Genomic DNA, 18,885 nt, shown 5'->3' with positions numbered 1-18,885 from the left:
CATCATCGATATCCGCAAGCCCAAGTATTTTTATTTTTAAAGACATATATGACCAACACTTTATAGGGTGCTATTTTTCAAAAATGTATCTCGGGTCAAGTTCAAAAAGGCTTCGATCGCAGGCGAGATCCACTTCTCTTCATGCCAATACATTTGGGTTGCAAACGATGTGGCGGTCAAATCCCACGGCAACGGAACCAGTTCTCCCCGATTCACTTCTGCAGTCACAGCCATTTCAGGCAATATGGCGATGCCCATTCCTATTTTCGCACATTGTTTAATCGCCTCTGCACTGTTAAATGCCAGTTCGGTAATTCCTCCCATGCCTTTCTGCGAAAGACTTCGCTCAAAAAACGTGCGATAGGAACATCCCTTCTCCGTCAACAAAAAGGTCTCTCCATTAAAATCTTCAATGGCCAATGCAGTACGTGCAGCCAATGGATGATCGGGCGCTGCCAATACATAAAACGGCTCATCCAGCATTTTCTCTCCGCAAAATCCTGTCTCGCCCTTGTCCTCATCCAGCATAAAAATAATGTCCGCGCCCCCTTCCCGCAAGCTCTGTTTGAGGTTCGAGTTAGCCAGCGGTCGAAACATCAGCCGAATCCCCGGATAGCGCAAGCGAAACCGGCGCAGTACAGCCGGCAGCCGGTACGTGCACAACGTTTCATCCGCACTGATGATCACCGTACCCGTCACCTCGCCGGATTGCTTGACGGCATGCTGTGCTTCTTCAAGTTCACTCAACATGTTGTCTACATAGACCAGAAAACGTCTCCCCGCATCGGTCAGGATCACTTTTTTACCCAATCTGTCCACCAGCTTGACACCCAGTTCTTCCTCCAATGCCTTCATCTGCATCGTAACCGTTGAGGGGACATAGTTCTGCACTTCTGCAGCGCGGCTAAAGTTGAGTGTGGAAGCAAGCGTATGAAAGGTCTTTAGTTGGCGCAATTCCATGGTACATCCCACCCCTTAATTCAAAAAAATTGAACGTTCTATTCAGAAACGTTTCTTTGACTTCACAATAACATCATCGTAGAGTGATGACAAGAAAGGCAATTCATCTTCAGCTATGAAAAGGAGATTTTCACATGAGAGATTATGAAATTTATGAACTGGGGGACGTTCTGCTGCAATCCGGTGACACCCTGCCACATGCCGTACTCGCCTATAAAACATACGGAACACTAAATGCCGCAAAAAATAATGTGATTGTTTATCCCACCTGGTTTGCAGGTCTGCATACCGATAATGAATGGTTAATCGGACCTGGCAAGGCACTGGACCCGGAAAAGTATTTTATCATCATACCGAATATGTTAGGCAATGGATTATCCTCCTCGCCAAGCAATACGCCACCGCCCTATCATCAAGCTAATTTTCCGCAGGTTTCGATTTATGATAATGTACGGCTGCAGCATCAACTGGTTACCCAGAAGTTTGGCATTACGAAAGTCGCCCTCGTTGTTGGCTGGTCGCTTGGAGCTGTGCAGACCTTTCAGTGGGGATCAAGCTATCCGGATATGGTCGAACGAATCGCTCCATTCGGAGGGACTGCCATGACCCGGCCGCATGCAAAGGTTGTATTTGAAGGAATGATCGCTGCCCTTCAGGCTGATTCTGCCTGGCAGAATGGCTTTTACACGCAGCAGCCCAAAGCGGGATTGGCAGCCATGGGTCGGGTCTATGCGGCTTGGGGCTTCTCCCAGGCTTATTATCTGGAGCAGCTCTATCAGCAAGAGGGCTACCACACACTGGAGGAATATCTCGTGGATTACTGGGATCAAGTGTTTTTGACCTTTGACGCCAATGACCTGATCACCATGCTGCGTACTGGAATCACCGGCGACATTAGCGCAAATCCGGTGTATGACGGCGATTTTGAACTTGCATTAAGCAAGATTACAGCACGGGCCCTGGTTATGCCGGGAAGTACGGACCTTTTCTTCCCTCCCCAGGACAACAAATATGAGGCACAATATATGCCTAGTGCGCTCTTCCTCCCGATTGAATCGAAGTGGGGGCATTGCGCAGGTATTGGACAATATGAACCAGATTCCGTATTTATAGATAAAAACCTAAAAAGGTTCTTGCTTGAATGAAACCTTCGCAAGTCGCCCTAACGATAAATGTGGATCGCAAGAAGCTACTCATGGTTACCCTCAGTGTGTTCATTGCCAGCAACGGACTGATGTTTATTAGCCCTTCTTATGAAACAACACTATGGATACGAATTATTCAAGGGGTTAGCGGAGGAATCGCTACCGTGGTAGCCATGGCAGTAGCTACTCGTCTGGTTGAAAAAGAACGAAGAGGCCGTGCTATCGGCATTATTTTGATGGGCCTAAGCAGCTCGCTCGTGCTGGGTGTTCCGATTGGCACATTTTACACTATTTACTTATATTACGCCTTTCTTGCAAGCCACATCTACTCTTTCCATTACCGAAATTAGTGGCATTCTATTCCTGGCGGGAATTTGCAGCTTCGTTGGATCCAAAATAGGTGGGCAATTAGCAGATGCAAGGGGATCGAAATTCACAATTAGGTACCTCGAAATCCGGACATTGCCCTAAGTGTAAATACTTCCTTCATCCAATTTGGTTTTGCACTGGGATCTGGGTTAGGCGGGCTTGTCATCAGCCGTACATCAGTGCTGTATCTGAATTGGCTGGGTCTTGCTGCTGTTAGCATCGCTTTACTTCTTGCGATCTTACTATTCAGAAAAATGAGCAGTGGGCTTGGAACCCCTATTGTTACTAAAGAAAAATGAAATGGACTGAACCAGGGGTGATACTAAATTATACTTATGTCTCCTAAATAGGCGACACAAAAACCCGCTCATCAAAAGAAGCGGGTTTTTGTGTGATTGATTTTTCTCGTTTCATTTACCGATTCATCCATTTGCCGTTCGTAAAGTCAGGAATGGCAACCGGCTGGCCTCCAAGCGCAATGGATTCCTCCGATAAGGCGGAAATACACATCCATGAAGCCATATCATACACATCGAGTGGCGTAGGGGTACCGTTCTTGACGCTATTGAAGAAATCCGAGAACACCAGCCAATCCATACCGCCATGGCCGCCCTTGACGCCTTCCGCAATATACTTTTTCCAGACCGGATGATCATATTGCTCCCTGAATTCCTCTACGTTGCCCCACTGCTTGTTCCATTCAGCATGATGAGCATCATGCTGTCCGTCGAGATAGATGGACTGATTTTCCTCGTGATACATGCCTTTCGTCCCGCGAACGTTAAATCCTCTGGAATAATATCTTGGCAGTGTCGTATCCAAGGTTAGCGTAATCGTCTCGCCATGGGCGCATTTAATCATGGTCGTGACAATATCGCCTTGCATAAACTCGGTATGGGCTAATGCCGAATCCTCGCCTTTCTTCTTCAACACATACTCATGCATCCCTCTGGCCTTCGAGGCCATGGAGACGAGAGATACCATTCGATTCCCGTGATTAATGCCCAGAATTTGCGCAATGGGACCCAGCTCATGAGTTGGATAGTTCTCGCAATTACGGTGGATATAATTCTGCAATCTATAGTGCCGATTCTCCACGCCATAGGCAATCTCTTCTCGCAAATCATGATGGTATCCGCCGGAACAATGAACAATATCACCGAATATCCCTTGCTTCACCATGTTCAGAACCATCATTTCATCTCTTCCATAACAACAGTTCTCCATGATCATACAAGGCACTTTAGTTCTCTCATAGGTTTCTACCAATCGCCAACATTCTTGAATAGAATACGCTCCGCCTACCTCACTGGCGACGTAAATTCCTGCCTCCATGCAGGCTACTGCAATATCGATATGGTCTGCCCAGGATGCGCCAATGACGACCGCATCAATGTTGTCCAGCGCTACAACCTCTTGATATTGTTTCGCAGCAAACGGCCTTTGGCCTCTGGCTTCTTCTACCAGCGACGCTGCCTTCTCGCGGCGGTCCTCATATAAATCACATACCGCTACGACCTCGACATCGTCCATATGCAGTATAATCCCCGTTAATAACCCCATGCCGCGGGCGCCCAACCCAATCATGCCTACTCTAACCTTTTCCATTTCTTTAACCTCCTTTATCCATTTTCGTTTATAGATTCACAATAGAGATTTCCAATATATGATAGAGGAGATGACGTCCGAAGATCAACCCAAACATTTTGCCCAAAAAATAAAACAGCCAACGCTAAGTAGGCCGTATGCAAAATCATCGCATGATAGCATCCTCGTTCAGAGCTTATCACATGCCATCTTCCTACTCGTCTTGCACAAAATTCAACACACGCTCATCCAGCTGTGACGTAATCCCTAAATCAGGTTGGTCAACGAGTGAAATGACCGGCATTTCCGGAGAACCATGCAGCTCAAAAAGTACAATCTCATTGCGTCCGACCCTCAGCAGGGGTCCGGGAACGTACAACGCACGCTGCGGCCCCGCGTTCCAGTAGCGTCCCAGATGAAAACCGTTCACCCAGGCAATCCCTTTCTGCCATCCGTCGAACCGCAGGAACGTATCGCCAATCTGATCCGCCGTGAAATATCCCCGGTAGAAAGCGGGGGTTGAACCCTGAATGGAGTGAAGTTCGTCTTCCCTCTCTATCTCCCTCTCCACATAGTTGATCGTCGAAATAGAATTCGGTTGCAAAGGCAGTGTCCGGATGGTCCAATGATATTGGAACTGGTTATCGATACGTACACCTTCCGTGATTCCCTTCGGATCGCGAAGAAGCGGACCGTAATTAATTCGTCCCATATTCTCCACCAGAATATCCAGTCTTCCGCCCTCTTCTGGCACGCTGATCTCCAATGGCAGCGGGTTCCAACGCTCGACAACGCCTAATGGCTTGCCGTTCAAAAAGACCTGCGCCCGGTCACGAACCTCCTGAATATGCAGCTGCTGCCGTGATCGAGGACCCTTCACCCACGTCGAATAAAGAATAAACCCATACGCTTGTCCGAATTTTTCCATCGGCTGAATGGAGGTCTGTTCAATCGGCTCAGATAGCTGATCCAGAGAATCGAACAGTGCAACACTTTCCGATAAAGCGACTTCGCCATATGCATATTTCGGAATAGGGTTTGGTAAAGGACAGCCCGGTTCAAAGCCATGCTTCCCAAGGACCTTCTGGACTTCCTTGCATTTCTTCGTTACGTCTCCCCATTCGGTCAACGGCGCATCATAATCGTAACTCGTAACCGTAGGTTCATAGGTTTCAATGTGATTGGCACCACTATAGTAACCAAAGTTCGTTCCCCCATGGAACATGTACATGTTTACGGACGAACCCTGCTCTAACATTTCATCCAAAACTTCCGCGACATCTGCCGCTTCGCGCACGTGATGGGGCTCCATCCAATGATCGAACCAACCATTCCAGTACTCCATGACCATAAGCGGCTCCGCTGCCCGATACTCACGGAACTTTGCGAAGGATTCCGCGACACGGGAACCGAAATTCACCGTAGCGTGAACCCCTTCGATCGTTCCTCCTATCAGCATTTCATCGGTTGGACCATCCGACGTAAAGAGCAAGACATCGATCCCTCTTCGCACAAGCCCTTCCTGTATATATGTCAAATAAGCCGTATCGTTACCGAAACTCCCGTATTCGTTCTCGATCTGAACCGCTAGAATCGGTCCGCCATTCGTCGAGAGCAGCGGCACCAACCTAGGGATTAATTGATCGTAGTACCGATCCACTTTAGCCAAAAATAACGGATCCATGCAACGGAGCTGCAGCTGGTTGTCCTGGAGCAGCCATGCCGGCAATCCGCCGAATTCCCACTCCGCGCAGATATACGGACTAGGCCTTACGATAACGTGAAGTCCCAGCTGTCCCGCAAGCTCAATAAACTTCGCAACGTCTGCCATCCCATGAAACTGGAAGTCTTCTTTCTGTGGTTCATGCACATTCCAAGCTATATAGGTCTCCACTGTATTGAACCCGCAGGCTTTCAGCTTCAACAACCGATCCTCCCAATAAGCCGGAACGACCCGAAAATAATGGATGGCGCCGGACACGATCCGATAGGGAGCTCCATCCAAGACATATTGCCCTTCGCTAATTTCCAATCGACTCATCATTTACCCTCCCATGCTAGACCGAAAAAAGGGTTTTGAAGCAGCCCTCCGTTAGACGCTTCAAAGCCCTTCATCATTATTCCGCTAAAATATATTTACTTGTTTTCTTTCTCATTGATAATCTTCGTTGCTTCGTCGACCATCCACTTCTGTACGCTATCGATCGAATCATTGCTCAGCATGAATTTACTGAATCCATCATCGATGACTTTGGTTAAGTCTGACGTGCTTTTCGTAACCACTTCAGAGGTATCCAAATATTGAATGTCTGGTCCGAACAAAGTGCTCTTCAGGGATTCCACATCATATTTGTCCGGATTCTTACCGATCAACCGATCGAGGACTTTATTCTGGTCGGCCTTCTTCCAACCGGAAAACTCCATTCTGGATTCCGAATCGGTTGTCGTCATGAAACGCATTAATTTAAACGCGGCCTCCTTATGCTTGGAAGTTCCCCCCATCGCAAGCTGCGAACCGCCTACAAAATACTTCCCGCCTGCATAATCTTTAGGCAGCGCATTTTGCGGAGGAAGCGGAACCGGTGCAAAGGCTGTTTTGAAATCATGCGGATATTGTTCGATATTGCCTGGATCCGGGATCATAAAGCTGCCGGAAAGAATCATTGCCGCATCACCGCTGAAAAATTCGGAACGATAGTTCAGCTTCGCAGCAAGTACGTCCGCATATGGTTTGGCAGATTGATCGATCTTCTCCATGTCTTTGCGTAATTGGAAGAAATACTTATAGGTCGGGTCGGACAAAATCGTCGTTCCGTCATCATACCGGAAAGGATCTTTCATGACAGTCTGCGCCGGCGCATTCATATAGAGCTCCCATGTATGGAAATACGTTCCGTAACGCTTGTCCACGCCTTCGCCTTTCGTCAACTTCTTGGCATAGTCACGATAATCGTCCCAAGTCCAGCCAAACTTCGGCACTGGCAATCCAACCTCATCCAATGCATCCTTATTCAGCAATACGAACTGATATCCTGTTGTGAATTGCATGCCGTACGTCTTGTTATCTACCTTCGTATTCACATAGTACTCGTCCGCAGGAACAAGGCTGTTCGCTTGATACAATTCATCGAGTGGCGCCAATGCGCCCCGGCTTGCCCGCTCAACCAGCGAACCAGCGCTCGGCATGGCGATCACGTCTACCGCTTCCCCGGATGAAATCAGAAAATCCAGCTTTTTCAACATTTCTTGGGAATTACCTGGAACTAGGACAACATGTTCCACTTTGATGTTCGGGTTCTGTTTTTCGAATTCCCCAAGCATCGCTTTTGTAGCAACTTCGCTATCCGCATTATCCCAGTTATAATACTTGATCGTTACTTGCTCTTCGGTCGAGCTGGCTTGACTTTCCGTAGTTGACGAACTTGTGGTGCCTTCCGAAGAAGACTTGGTGCCACAAGCACTAAGCATCAACATGACTGCCATCATGAGACAAAGTGAAACAGAAAACTTGCGTTTTACCGATGGATTCATTTTGTTTCCCCCTTTGATCTTTGTACAACATTTGTCATTCGACTACCCCCTCAGTATACAGACCGGTACGATTTACCAAGTGCATAATTTTGAGGTAAAAAGATTACTTTTTTGACCTTTTCCCTACATAACCTATCCTTTAACGCCTCCAAGCGCAATGCCGTTAATGACTTGCTTCTGCAGGATGATGAAGACAATAAGCAGCGGAATGATCGCAGATAACGAAGCCATCATCATCATTGCGTCATTGGTCGTATAATCATCGCGGAATAAGGTCATCCCGAGCGGAATCGTATATAAACTTTTGGTCTGCAAGAAGATGAGCGGATTCTGATAATCGTTCCATGACCAAATAAATTTAATAATGGCAACCGTAGCAATTACGGGTCTGCATAACGGAATGACAATGGAACTGAAGATCCTTAACTGACCTGCCCCATCAATTCTCGCCGCTTCGAGATATTCATCACTGATGCCCACCATGAACTGGCGCAACAGAAACGTAAAGTAAATCGAGAACATACTCATCAAGATCAGCGCAGCGTGCGTATCGTAAAGACCTAACCATCGAATCAGCATAAAACGTGGAATCAAGGTTGCTTGATCCGGGATGATCATGAAGGACAGCAATGCCGTAAATACGAGATTTCTTCCCCGAAAACGAAGCTTCGTAAAAGCATAGGCCGCCATCGTTGAAATCACGATGGTAATCAACGTCACGATAATTGAGATTTTAATCGAGTTCATGTACGTCTGTAAGAAGGGTACTTTTCCCATCCAAACCGCTTTGAAATTGTATACCACATTGACCGATTTTGGAATCCATTCAATTGGAAACCGCATGACATCTTTCTCATATTTAAAGGCGGATGACAGCATCCATACAAATGGAATCATAAAAAATACGGATAGCAGCCCCATCATGATCGTTGTGATCAGTTTCGTCATGTTTTTCTTGATATAGAGCATTCGAATTCCCTCCCTTTTGATTCTGTATCTTTATTCTTCTTTTCTCATTTTCCAGGTTGCCGCCGTAATGATCGCGATGATCGCGAATAACAGCCACGAAATCGCAGCAGCGTATCCCATGTTGTAATTTACGAAACCTTCTTCGTAAATCCGGAAAACAATAACGGTCGAAGAATTGTCTGGTCCTCCCTCGGTTAGGTAGGAAATAATATCGAATACTTTAAAGGAGCCGATGAGCATTGTAATGAACAAGAAAAACGTAGTCGGACGAAGCAAGGGCACCGTGATTTTCAAGAACTTCGTAATGGACGACGCCCCATCGATTTCAGCCGCTTCATACAGCTCGTTCGAAATGTTGGTCAATCCAGCCATATAAATGATAATGGTATATCCGAGTCCGGCCCAAGAACTGATAATCGCGATGGACAATAGCGATGTTTTGGGATCGACAAGCCATTTCGGCGGCGAGGATATGCCCAGATCCATCAGGAACTGATTAATCGGTCCTAACGAAGGGTGGAACAATGCGCTCCACACGGCCGCAATCGCGATAATGGAAGAAATATAAGGAATGAAGAACACGACCTTAAAATATTCCTTCCAGAAGACCTTGCTATGAATCAGTACGGCCAATACAAGTGCAATGGCGATCGGCACAGGTACCGTCAACACCGTATAAATCAGATTGTTTTTCAATGCCCGGATGATCGTTGGATCTTGGAACATGTGGATGTAATTATCCAATCCGGTAAATTTAATCCCCGATATGCCTGATAATAAATCCCACGAAGTAAAACTTAAATATAGAGAAAACCCCAGTGCAAATACATTTAACAACAGCATCCCCACAATCTCAGGGGCAAGGAACAACCAGCCAATCAAAGCTTCTTTCCGTCTTGGCGTCCAAAACTTCTTGCGCTTCTGCAGACCATCCGGCGTCATCGCTCGTTTCGCAGCTTCCATACCAATCACCTCAACATCATTAAGTTAATTCTAATCATAATGAAAATAGCGGATTATAGAGCGATGGATTATGACTAGGTACGAGCAATATTTTGACTTTTCTTGACGATCAAACGGGATAAAAAAATAACCTGCCCGATCATGAACATGGGGGGCAGGTTATTGCGTCGCGCGTATGTGCGCTATTATTTTATTGACCGATGGGTGGCGTTTCTTGTTTTGTATTCACTCGGTGTCGTACCGACATATTTCTTGAACACTTTGGAGAAATATGTTCTGTCGGAGTATCCTAGTCCCATGGCGAGCGACTCTAGGGATTGGCTGGATGATTTCAACATGTTAGTTGCAATTTTCATCTTGTATTGATGAACGTAATCCGTAAAGTTAATCCCTGTCAAGCGCTTAAAATAGCGTGAGAAGTAACTTGAATTCAGATATAAATAACGGGCGATATCAATAGACGTGATATTATCCGATAAATGCTGATCAATATATTGTTGAATCACTTGCAGCTTCGGTTCCTTAATTACAGGACCTGATCCTTGCTGGCGATATTGCGCAATATGCTCCAGTTTCCTGAGGACCAACGTCATAACATCCTTTAATGATCTTGCGGACGAAAGGTAGACATAGATCTCTTCATTGGACTTCCATCTTGAGAACATCAACTCCATACTCCGCAGCGTCATCGATAACTCACGGACCAATTCAACAGGCTCAATTCTCGACTCTTCAGCCGTCATTTCTATACGCGACACGATACTCTTCATCACTTCTTGGTCATTCTTTAAGATCGCGCGTTCCAGATCCGATTTATAAGGATCTAGAAACCCTTGAGGCATCGGGAAGAAGACGTGCTGCTGTAAATCATTCCGATCGATTACCTTGAGATCCTTAGCCTTATAAAACTCTTTCTTCTCTTGAACGAGCTGATGGTACGCAGATCCTAACGTTCCAAGCTCCAATTTATCCGGCATGACTAGCAGACTAACCTGCAGTTTTAGAAACTCGCAACATTTATAACACAACTCCTGCATGTAACTTTGCATGCGGGACGAGGCATTATGCGCCAGATCCAGACGATAATTATAGAGAATAACGAGATGGCCTTGCTCCACAAAAGGCGTTATTCCTTCGTAAAATGCGGATACTTCGATCGCAATATTGTAGATGGCGTAATAGATCAACGGAAGGTTGCTCTTTGTATAATGCGTCGCATATGATGAATATTGAATATGGACAAGACCTAGCATAAACCATGGATAATCCCATGAAATACCTAACTGAGCTGCATAACCTACTGTCGATTTCGCATGTGCTCCGCTCATCGCTTTCTGAAGCAATCCTTGCTTGAACAGCTCTCGATTATAATTCGACACTTCCTGCTCAATCGCCATGGGTTTCGATTTCAGCAAACGAATCGATTTCACCAAGCTTTGCTCCAGCTGCTCTGCCGTTAATTTATCCTTAAGCAGGTAATCATCCGCATTCAACTTCACGGCTTGCTGCGCATAATGAAAATCCTCATGACAGGTCAGAAAAATGACCCGCGTATCCGGCTTCTGCTGCCGGAATATCGTCGCCAGCTCGATCCCGCTTTTTTGCGGAATGCCGATGTCCGTTATAACAATATCCGGCGAAGTTTCTTGGAACATCTGCATTGCCTTCGTGCTCGAATAGGTGGAACCAACGACATGCAAGTTCAGGGAATCCCACTCAATCATCTGCTGCAGTACTTTAAGCATCGGGACATCATCATCAATTAACATTACTTTGTGCATCATAGCGCAGTCCTCCCGGTAAGAAAAACATGATGATCTGGATCTGGAAAACGAAGAACAGCGGTTACCCCGCCCATTTCATTCGGACAAAGTACTAGACTAGCCGTTGAGCCAAAGGATAACCTCATTCGCTGGACCACATTTATCAATCCTACCCTTTGGTATGAAGCATCCTGTTCAGAATCACTGGATTGTAAATGATCGTTCAACGCGATTCGCGCTGCTTCCTCCATCCCGCTCCCGTTATCCTCAATTTCAATAATAATATCGCTCTCTTCTCTTCTTCCGTATACTGAAATTCCGGCATCGTCATGATCGATGAACCCATGGACAATCGCATTCTCAATTAAAGGCTGCAGCAGCAGCTTCGGAATAACAAGCTGGTCCAACCCCGGTTCCAGATCGACCTTCAGCTCTACGGGAATTTCATTGCGGACCTTCATGATATCCATGTAATGCTTCAGCAATCTGCACTCTTCCTGCAAGGTCGTAGGTTCATTCACTTTCAGATATGCCCGCAGCAAACTCATTAAGGAATCAATGATTCCGCTGTGCAGCTGGTCCTTCTGCAAGATCAGACTGCATTTGATCGAATTCAAGGTATTGATCAGGAAATGAGGTCGAATCTGCATGAACAATGCATCAAGCTCCATCACACGTTTCTGTTCCTGTTCTTGCTCGATATCATAAATGAGATGTTGAAGCTGATCGAGCATCGTATTTAATGTCTGGCTCAACTCCGCAATATCATCCTTCCCTTTGACTTCAAGCCTGGCATCCAAGTTCCCGCTCCCGAATTGCCGAACGACGCGCTGTAATTTTTGAATCGGGTTGTGTAACCTTTTGGCTATAAAGATCGAGGTGATCGAGAAAATAATACAGAAAAAGATGACGCCCCCCATACCGGTATAAAAGGTTCTTGAAATTTGGCCCGTAAACGATTCTTTATTGGCTTCATAAACCAGTGTCCAATTCGTCTTGTCCAAGGTGACTTCGGAACGCAAGGTCGACCCCTTCTTTGCATTTTCGTTCCATGAAAGCTCCGTATTGCCCGCGATCCGGTTTCCCGCTTTGTCGAACAACGCGACTTTTCCAAACTCGACCGGTTCCAGCAGCTTTTCGAAATACGATTCCGCAATTCCGATAATGAGCACGGATAGGAACTGCTTTTCATGCTGATCATAGATGACTCTGGCCATGTAATAGGTTCCGTTCCGGTTCGATGAATCCCTCACCATGCCCAGCCACTGAAGGTTATCCGGCTTATCTAATTCGACTTGGGACAGGAGGCCATCTAAGTTTTGATGAATCAGCTTCAGATCATCTTCTTCATTCGATGAGATGATGAAATGCTGCCGATTGACGAGAAACATCCGGATGTTACTATTCAATGGCTTCGAGGTGATGAGCGAGAACACCCCTTTAATCTGAGTGAAATTCGTGTAATCTTCAAAGGTACGGATTCGCTCTGCGTCCGCAAAATTTCGCAAATAGGTGCGAAAGCTTGTATCATTCACGATAAAATGGGACGAAAATGTCACATCATCAATCGTCTTCCCTATCTCATCGATCATAACTTTCAAAAAATTATCGTTGCTTAATTGAATCTTCTCTACCATCGACTCTTTAATCAGAACATACGAAATGACTGAGACTGTGAGAATCGGAAGGATAATAAACACGAGAAACGAGATTTGTATTCTTCGGTAGAACGTAAACTTAAACATGCTGACCCGCGCCTCTTTCGACCCTTTTTTACTATTATTGTATCAGGTTCGTCTACTTTGCTGTAACCGTTTTTATAATAATCGCTGGAGCATCATGATGATTTGCTAGGATCGTTCGTACCAATATCCTGTGATGCCATTGTCCAGCCTCATCAGCGCTTCCAGATAGAAATAATCTCCCCAAATCATATAATCATCGGGCGATAAGCCCCCATGTACGTAATATGAGCCATGCTTCAACAATCCTTCGGCTTCAGCTTCCCCGAGGGTCGCATAATGCTGAACTAGAGATGTCATCGATTTTAACAACATGTCCTGAAAATAGGCGCGATCCGGGTCCTGTTCATCCAAGTGGGATAGGAGCTCCACGAGGCCTGCAGCCGCAATCGCAGAGGCCGAGCTATCCCGATACGTATCTGCTGTGACAGGCGCATGAAAGTCCCAGTACGCCACGTTGTCCTCTGGCAAATGCGCGAGAAAATATTTCGCTAAACGCTTAGAAGTCGCTAAAAATAACTCGTTTTTCGTATACCGGTAAGATAATGCGAATCCATAAATGCCCCAAGCCTGTCCTCTCGTCCAGGTCGATCCGTTCGTATAGCCTTGATGTGTCGCACCGCCGATCGGTTCCCCCGTTGCCGTATTGAAGAAAAACGTATGGTACGAGCTGTCATCGCCTCGAACAAGATACCGTCTAGATTTCTCAGCTTGCGTAATGGCGACCTCTCGGTAAGCAGCGTCACCCGTCTGTTCGCTTGCCCAGTATAATAACGGAAGGTTCAGCAGGCAATCGATAATGATCCGCCCGCCTTCTTTGGGATCGTCCTTCTGGCCCCAGGCTTGAATATAACCACCGGGTTCACGCCAACGCTTCATCAGCACATCAGCTGCCTGAAGGGTTAATTGCCGTGCATGCTCATCCTTTTCCACGATCCACTGTGCCTTCGAGGACAAGGAATACAAGAATCCGATATCATGGTGATCGAGTACGACATGCTGCCGTAGACGTTCTTCGAAGCTTGCAACGGACTTCACTGCCGCCTGGCGAAACCGCTCGTCTTGGGTATATTCATAGCAGAGCCACTGCATTCCCGTCCAGAATCCGTTCGTCCAATCGTTATTCTCTATCAATTCATACTTCCCATGTCGGCTGACATGCGGGAATTGTTCTCCGAATGTATCTATATTCGCTAATGTCTTGGCTATCGCGTCACGTATGGCGTCTTTAAACATGTGTTCAAGCTCCCTTCGATTTCTAAGAAATCATTTGCTGTTTTCCATGATAAGCCAGAGAACTCAATCTTATAGGTTAAAATTATGCTTGGATTGTGCACTATTTTGACTTTTTGGCCGCATGGATTATCTACGATCGAAAAAGGATACTCTTCGTCATGGGCTTGACGTTGAGTATCCTTTAGGAAATCGGGATTTAAGATGGAGCTGCTAAAAAACGCTTATACCAACGTGATGTTGTAAATTTCTCCGGGTGAGCTATGAAAGACATATGTACCTTCCAGCGAATCTACAGATATCGGATCGTCTTCAGCGCCTCGAATCTCTATGGGGACCTCGCTATATATCACACATCTCCCCTCTGCTTCGCTGCGTATCCTTGCCTTCTCCAGCTGTCCATGCGACCATTCGATATCCACGACGAATCCGCCTCTGGCTCGAAGCCCTTTTACACGGCCCGAAGCCCATGCAGCAGGCAGTGCTGGCAGCAGCCGAATTTCTCCCCCATGGGATTGCAACAGCATCTCTTGGATCGCAGCCGCTCCACCAAAATTCGCATCAATCTGAAATGGTGGATGATCACCGAATAAATTCGGATGCACTGCTTTGCGCAATAGCTCCTGAAGGCTTCTATACGAAGAGTCTCCGTCCTCTAACCTAGCCCAGAAATTCGAAATCCAAGCCTGGCTCCATCCCGTATGCCCCCCACCGTGTGCCAATCTCCGTTCGAGGGTACGCCGTGCTGCCGTTCCTAAAGCTGGCATCCGATGTGGGATGATTTGCTCCCCCGGATGCAGTGCAAATAAATGCGAAATGTGACGGTGCCCAAGCTCAACTTCCTCGTAATCTTCAGACCATTCCATGATCTGACCCTGCCGACCGATCTGAGGCTGCGGAAGTCTCTCACGGATTTTCTTCCAATCTTCCTGTTGCGGATGATCCAGATCCAGAAGGCGAGCGGCCTCGATGCTTGCAGTGAATAAGGCATACACGATTTGCGAATCCATGGACGGTCCCATGCTTAATGCCCCACGTTGACCTTCCTTCGTCACATAGCTGTTCTCGGGAGATACGGATGGTCCTGTGACCAGTGCTCCCTGGCCATTATCGACCAAGTAGTCCTCGAAGAAGAGGCATGCTTCTTTTAAAATCGGATAGGCACGATCTCGCAGGAAGGATTCCGATAGCGAATACCGATAATGCTCCCATAGATGGAGCGCCAGCCAGGCGCCCCCCGTCGGCCAGAACATGGCAGGTACCCATGTGCTGAAAATCCCCGTTTCTGCCCAGATATTTGTCACGGAATGAGCTACAAAACCCCTGGCGCCATATAATCTCCTTGCCGTTTTGCGTCCTTGAATAACCATTCTGTCCACCAAATCAAACAAAGGTTCATGACATTCCGGTAAATTCCCTGCTTCTGTGATCCAATAATTCATCTGAAGATTGATGTTGAGATGGAAATCTGACTCCCACGGCGGCATGAAGCTATCATTCCATATGCCTTGCAAATTCGCCGGCAGACTTCCAGGGCGAGAGCTCGATAGGAGCAAATAGCGTCCATATTGATAAAACAACACTTCCAGCGAAGGATCTGAATCCCCCTGTTGGTAGCGGCGCAGCCGATCTGACGTAGACCATTCTGTATGCTGTGCTTGGTCCTCGTCAGCAAGCTCTAAGGAGACGCGGCCGAACAATAGGTTGTAATCCTTGATATGTGTAGCTTCTAGAATCTCATAATGTTGAGCGGCTGCCCGCTCGGCTTCCTTCATCGCCTCTATATATGGGTCACTGCACCGAAAAGAGGTTTGTGCCGCTAGGATCAGCGTAACGGTATCTGCTTGGCGAATTTCAATATAATTGCCAACCCTCTCCGTTTCTCCTCCCTTGGCAACCGCACATAATGTCGCAGCATAATGAACCCCATCCGGCCCGCATTGGCCCTGCATGGTCAGCATGTTGCTAGATTCACTACGAATCGTTCCTTCGAAAGGACGTCGACTCAACCGGGCCGTTAGCGAAATGGATGCGGGCTCCGAAGCCGTCAATCGAATGATTAGAACCTGATCTACCGCGCTTGAAAATACCTCTCGCCGATATCTCGTGTTACCGGATCGGTACTCAACAGACGTTATCCCACGCTCCAAATCAAGCTCGCGGCGGTAATCGGAGACGTTCTCTTCGCCAGTGATGTTCAAATGCAGCTCCCCTAGCGGCTGATAAGGGCCGAAATAATGAGGCGCATTTGACATGTTCAATAACGCCATACGCTCCGCTTCCTGCACTTTTCCTTCCTGAAGCAAGGTTCTGATTTCCCCGAGCTTGTTCGCGGCGTTGGAAAAGTCATTCTCTACCGGGCCGCCATACCAGACCGAATCTTCATTCAGCTGAATTCTTTCAGTTTGAATTCCCCCGAACACCATCCCGCCTAATCGGCCATTGCCCACGGGAAATGCTTCTGTCCACACTCGTGCTGGTCGTTGTTCCATGAACTTGAGGCTTCTACTACTCACATTCTCCCCTCCTGATCGGTAAATACGTTCGCGTTCCAATAGATATCGCTTCTATTATAGAGCAACCGAATTTTTTTCCAAGTTGGAATTCTGACCAAAACAAGTCATATTTTTACCTAAATGTGATGATGCTTGATCTATAACGCTTGTTTATGATGAAGTGATTATTCGATAAGAAGCTTATATGCTTCCATAAAAGGTCGAGGATCTTCCGAAACCATATACGAAAATACACCTTGCCGTGTATGCAAATAAAGTATCCCTCCGTTCCCTCCCATGGACCGATAAGACATATCAAAGACCTCCTGAATAGGAAACTCGCGATACTTCGTCACAATCTTCTCTTGATATAAATAGATCCATCTCTCCTGTTTCATGATGGTTTGTTCTAAGCCAGTTACGTTCCTCTCCACCTTGTAATAAGACTGTACTGCAATCCAACTCATGATCCTCCCCCTATCCGAACCTCATTATATCGACCTTACTAGAATTCACCACGCATAAAAAGACAAAAAGGAGCCTTGTTGACAGGCTCCTCCGGTAATAAACACATATTCAATTATTATTTGGGGCTCCAATCCAAAATAAGTGCTTGACTAGCTAATCACCGTTAATCGATAGTGATTCGTACGAGACAAAGCCCCGGGCAGAACATATTACGGACTGAGAAGCCTCTATTTGCTACAATCGACCCCGTTTTGCAATCGTTACGGACTGAGAAGCCGTTATTTCCACAAAACATACCTAACTCCGCTTAAATAAGCGTAAATAACGGCCTTTCTGCTCTTCTGTCAATAAAGTGGACACAAAATTAAGCTGAATTTCGCTCATAATAGAGCTGCTCGAAGCGAACCGGCGACATGTATCCCAGCGTGCTATTGGAGCGTTTCCGGTTATAAAAGAATTCTAAGTATCGATATAGTTTCTCTTGCGCTTCTTGCTTGGTTTTAAACTTTGGTTTGCAGTAGATCAACTCGCGCTTCAAAATGCTGTGAAACGCCTCAATACAAGCGTTATCGTAGCAGTTTCCTTTCCGACTCATACTGGGTTTCATATCGTACTTTTTAAGTTGTTCACGGTAATCTTTTGACGCATACTGCGAACCGCGATCAGAGTGGTGGATTAGTCCCTTTCCCGGTCTTTTCGCTGTATGGGCTTGCTTCAGCGCATCCAAAACCAAATCTGTTGTCATATAGTCGCCCAATTTCCATCCTACGATCTGTTTCGTGTACAGATCCAAGATACTGGCTAGATACAGCTTTCCTTGGCGACAAGGAATGTAAGTGATGTCCGCCACCCATTTTTCATTCGGCTTAGTTGCTGAAAAATCTTGTTGCAGCTCATTGGGTGCGATAGGTAGTTCGTGTTTGGAATCTGTCGTGCTTATTCTGAATTTACGTGACATACAGGAACGAAGCCCTTCTTCGCGCATAATGAGGCCAACCGTTCGTTCCGATACGGTCCAGCCTTCCTTCTTAAGATCCCGATGAATTCTTGGGCTTCCATAGCGTTCTTCGGAGTCATGGAAGTGCCAAATAATACGCTTTTTGAGCTTCTCCTTTCGTTGGAGCTGCTCAGAAGGCGCTGCCGTACGCCATTTGTAATAACCACTCCTGGATACGCGTAGTACGCTGCACATCTTCTCCACGCGAAACTCGGAGAGATGATCTTCAATAAATTGAAATCTTAGTTCTTTTCTTTGCTGAAGATGTGCAGCGCCTTTTTTAGAATGGCTAACTCTTCTTTTAATTCATTAATTTCACGCTCTTTACGGCGGTTCTCCTCCTCATTGTTCTTTAGCACTTGCTCGAGTTGTTTAATCTTCTCCGGATGATTGACCGCTTCCTGATCGAATTGCCGATATTGCGCGATCCATTGGTGTACGGTGCTTTTCGGAATGCTAAGTTCATCACATATTTCGGATAGAGACTTCGTTTGCTCTTGAATGTATTTCACTGTTTGCATTTTAAATTCTTCGTTATACCTTTGCCGTTGTTCCCCCACAATTGGACACCTCTTCTTTCGTTAAGTTTATTATCTTTTGTTCCTTAACGTCGTGTCCACTTTTTATTCTAGTTGCAHGCTNDGRYANAGTATHNATSSGYAS

General features: G+C 46.4%; 15 protein-coding genes. 2 read left to right on the top strand and 13 right to left on the bottom strand.

What is annotated here, in order from left to right; all coding sequences use genetic code 11:
- Positions 1–60 precede the first annotated feature (60 nt).
- On the bottom strand, positions 61–960 hold the full coding sequence (locus BVG16_RS10570) for a LysR family transcriptional regulator (RefSeq protein WP_078498533.1): 900 nt from the start codon (positions 958–960) through the stop codon (positions 61–63).
- Positions 961–1,094: 134 nt separating this feature from the next.
- On the opposite strand from BVG16_RS10570, the gene BVG16_RS10565 reads away from it, so the two are divergent.
- Positions 1,095–2,105: an alpha/beta fold hydrolase gene (locus BVG16_RS10565; RefSeq protein ID WP_078498532.1), complete on the top strand. Its 1,011-nt coding sequence runs from the start codon at positions 1,095–1,097 to the stop codon at positions 2,103–2,105.
- Positions 2,102–2,455: an MFS transporter gene (locus tag BVG16_RS33830; RefSeq protein ID WP_332888771.1), complete on the top strand. Its 354-nt coding sequence runs from the start codon at positions 2,102–2,104 to the stop codon at positions 2,453–2,455. Before BVG16_RS10565 ends, BVG16_RS33830 begins: the two co-directional genes overlap by 4 nt.
- Before the next feature lie 433 nt (positions 2,456–2,888).
- Here the strand turns inward: BVG16_RS33830 and BVG16_RS10555 are convergent, their stop codons facing one another.
- From BVG16_RS10555 to BVG16_RS10500, 12 genes are all read right to left on the bottom strand, one after another.
- Positions 2,889–4,082: a Gfo/Idh/MocA family protein gene (locus BVG16_RS10555; protein WP_078498531.1), complete on the bottom strand. Its 1,194-nt coding sequence runs from the start codon at positions 4,080–4,082 to the stop codon at positions 2,889–2,891.
- Between the two features lie 193 nt (positions 4,083–4,275).
- Positions 4,276–6,102: a glycoside hydrolase family 35 protein gene (locus BVG16_RS10550; protein WP_078498530.1), complete on the bottom strand. Its 1,827-nt coding sequence runs from the start codon at positions 6,100–6,102 to the stop codon at positions 4,276–4,278.
- A 95-nt stretch (positions 6,103–6,197) separates the two neighbouring features.
- On the bottom strand, positions 6,198–7,592 hold the full coding sequence (locus BVG16_RS10545) for an ABC transporter substrate-binding protein (RefSeq protein ID WP_078498529.1): 1,395 nt from the start codon (positions 7,590–7,592) through the stop codon (positions 6,198–6,200).
- A 132-nt stretch (positions 7,593–7,724) separates the two neighbouring features.
- The gene (locus tag BVG16_RS10540) at positions 7,725–8,561 is read right to left on the bottom strand and encodes a carbohydrate ABC transporter permease (RefSeq protein ID WP_078498528.1); all 837 of its coding nucleotides are present in this window, start codon (positions 8,559–8,561) and stop codon (positions 7,725–7,727) included.
- Positions 8,562–8,591: 30 nt separating this feature from the next.
- Complete coding sequence (locus tag BVG16_RS10535) at positions 8,592–9,524, bottom strand: carbohydrate ABC transporter permease (RefSeq protein ID WP_078498527.1); 933 nt, start codon at positions 9,522–9,524, stop codon at positions 8,592–8,594.
- A 185-nt stretch (positions 9,525–9,709) separates the two neighbouring features.
- On the bottom strand, positions 9,710–11,308 hold the full coding sequence (locus BVG16_RS10530) for a response regulator transcription factor (RefSeq protein ID WP_078498526.1): 1,599 nt from the start codon (positions 11,306–11,308) through the stop codon (positions 9,710–9,712).
- Positions 11,305–13,032 (bottom strand): sensor histidine kinase, encoded by a 1,728-nt coding sequence (locus BVG16_RS10525; protein WP_078498525.1) that lies wholly within the window; start codon positions 13,030–13,032, stop codon positions 11,305–11,307. Before BVG16_RS10525 ends, BVG16_RS10530 begins: the two co-directional genes overlap by 4 nt.
- A gap of 105 nt (positions 13,033–13,137) precedes the next feature.
- Positions 13,138–14,265 carry a glycoside hydrolase family 88 protein gene (locus BVG16_RS10520; RefSeq protein ID WP_078498524.1) on the bottom strand — a complete coding sequence of 376 codons (1,128 nt, stop codon included), beginning with the start codon at positions 14,263–14,265 and terminating at the stop codon, positions 13,138–13,140.
- A gap of 221 nt (positions 14,266–14,486) precedes the next feature.
- Positions 14,487–16,778, bottom strand: coding sequence for a glycoside hydrolase family 95 protein (locus BVG16_RS10515; RefSeq protein WP_078498523.1), 2,292 nt, complete (start codon positions 16,776–16,778; stop codon positions 14,487–14,489).
- A gap of 164 nt (positions 16,779–16,942) precedes the next feature.
- The gene (locus BVG16_RS10510) at positions 16,943–17,224 is read right to left on the bottom strand and encodes a hypothetical protein (protein WP_078498522.1); all 282 of its coding nucleotides are present in this window, start codon (positions 17,222–17,224) and stop codon (positions 16,943–16,945) included.
- Positions 17,225–17,589: 365 nt separating this feature from the next.
- The gene (locus BVG16_RS10505; protein ID WP_233146885.1) at positions 17,590–18,453 is read right to left on the bottom strand and encodes an IS3 family transposase; all 864 of its coding nucleotides are present in this window, start codon (positions 18,451–18,453) and stop codon (positions 17,590–17,592) included.
- An 11-nt stretch (positions 18,454–18,464) separates the two neighbouring features.
- The gene (locus BVG16_RS10500; protein ID WP_078497227.1) at positions 18,465–18,782 is read right to left on the bottom strand and encodes a transposase; all 318 of its coding nucleotides are present in this window, start codon (positions 18,780–18,782) and stop codon (positions 18,465–18,467) included.
- Between the last annotated feature and the right edge of the window lie 103 nt (positions 18,783–18,885).

Origin of the sequence: Paenibacillus selenitireducens, assembly GCF_002021565.1 — a bacterium.
Taxonomy (GTDB): Bacteria; Bacillota; Bacilli; order Paenibacillales; family Paenibacillaceae; genus Paenibacillus_K; species Paenibacillus_K selenitireducens.
This window is presented reverse-complemented; position numbering and strand designations above follow the sequence as displayed.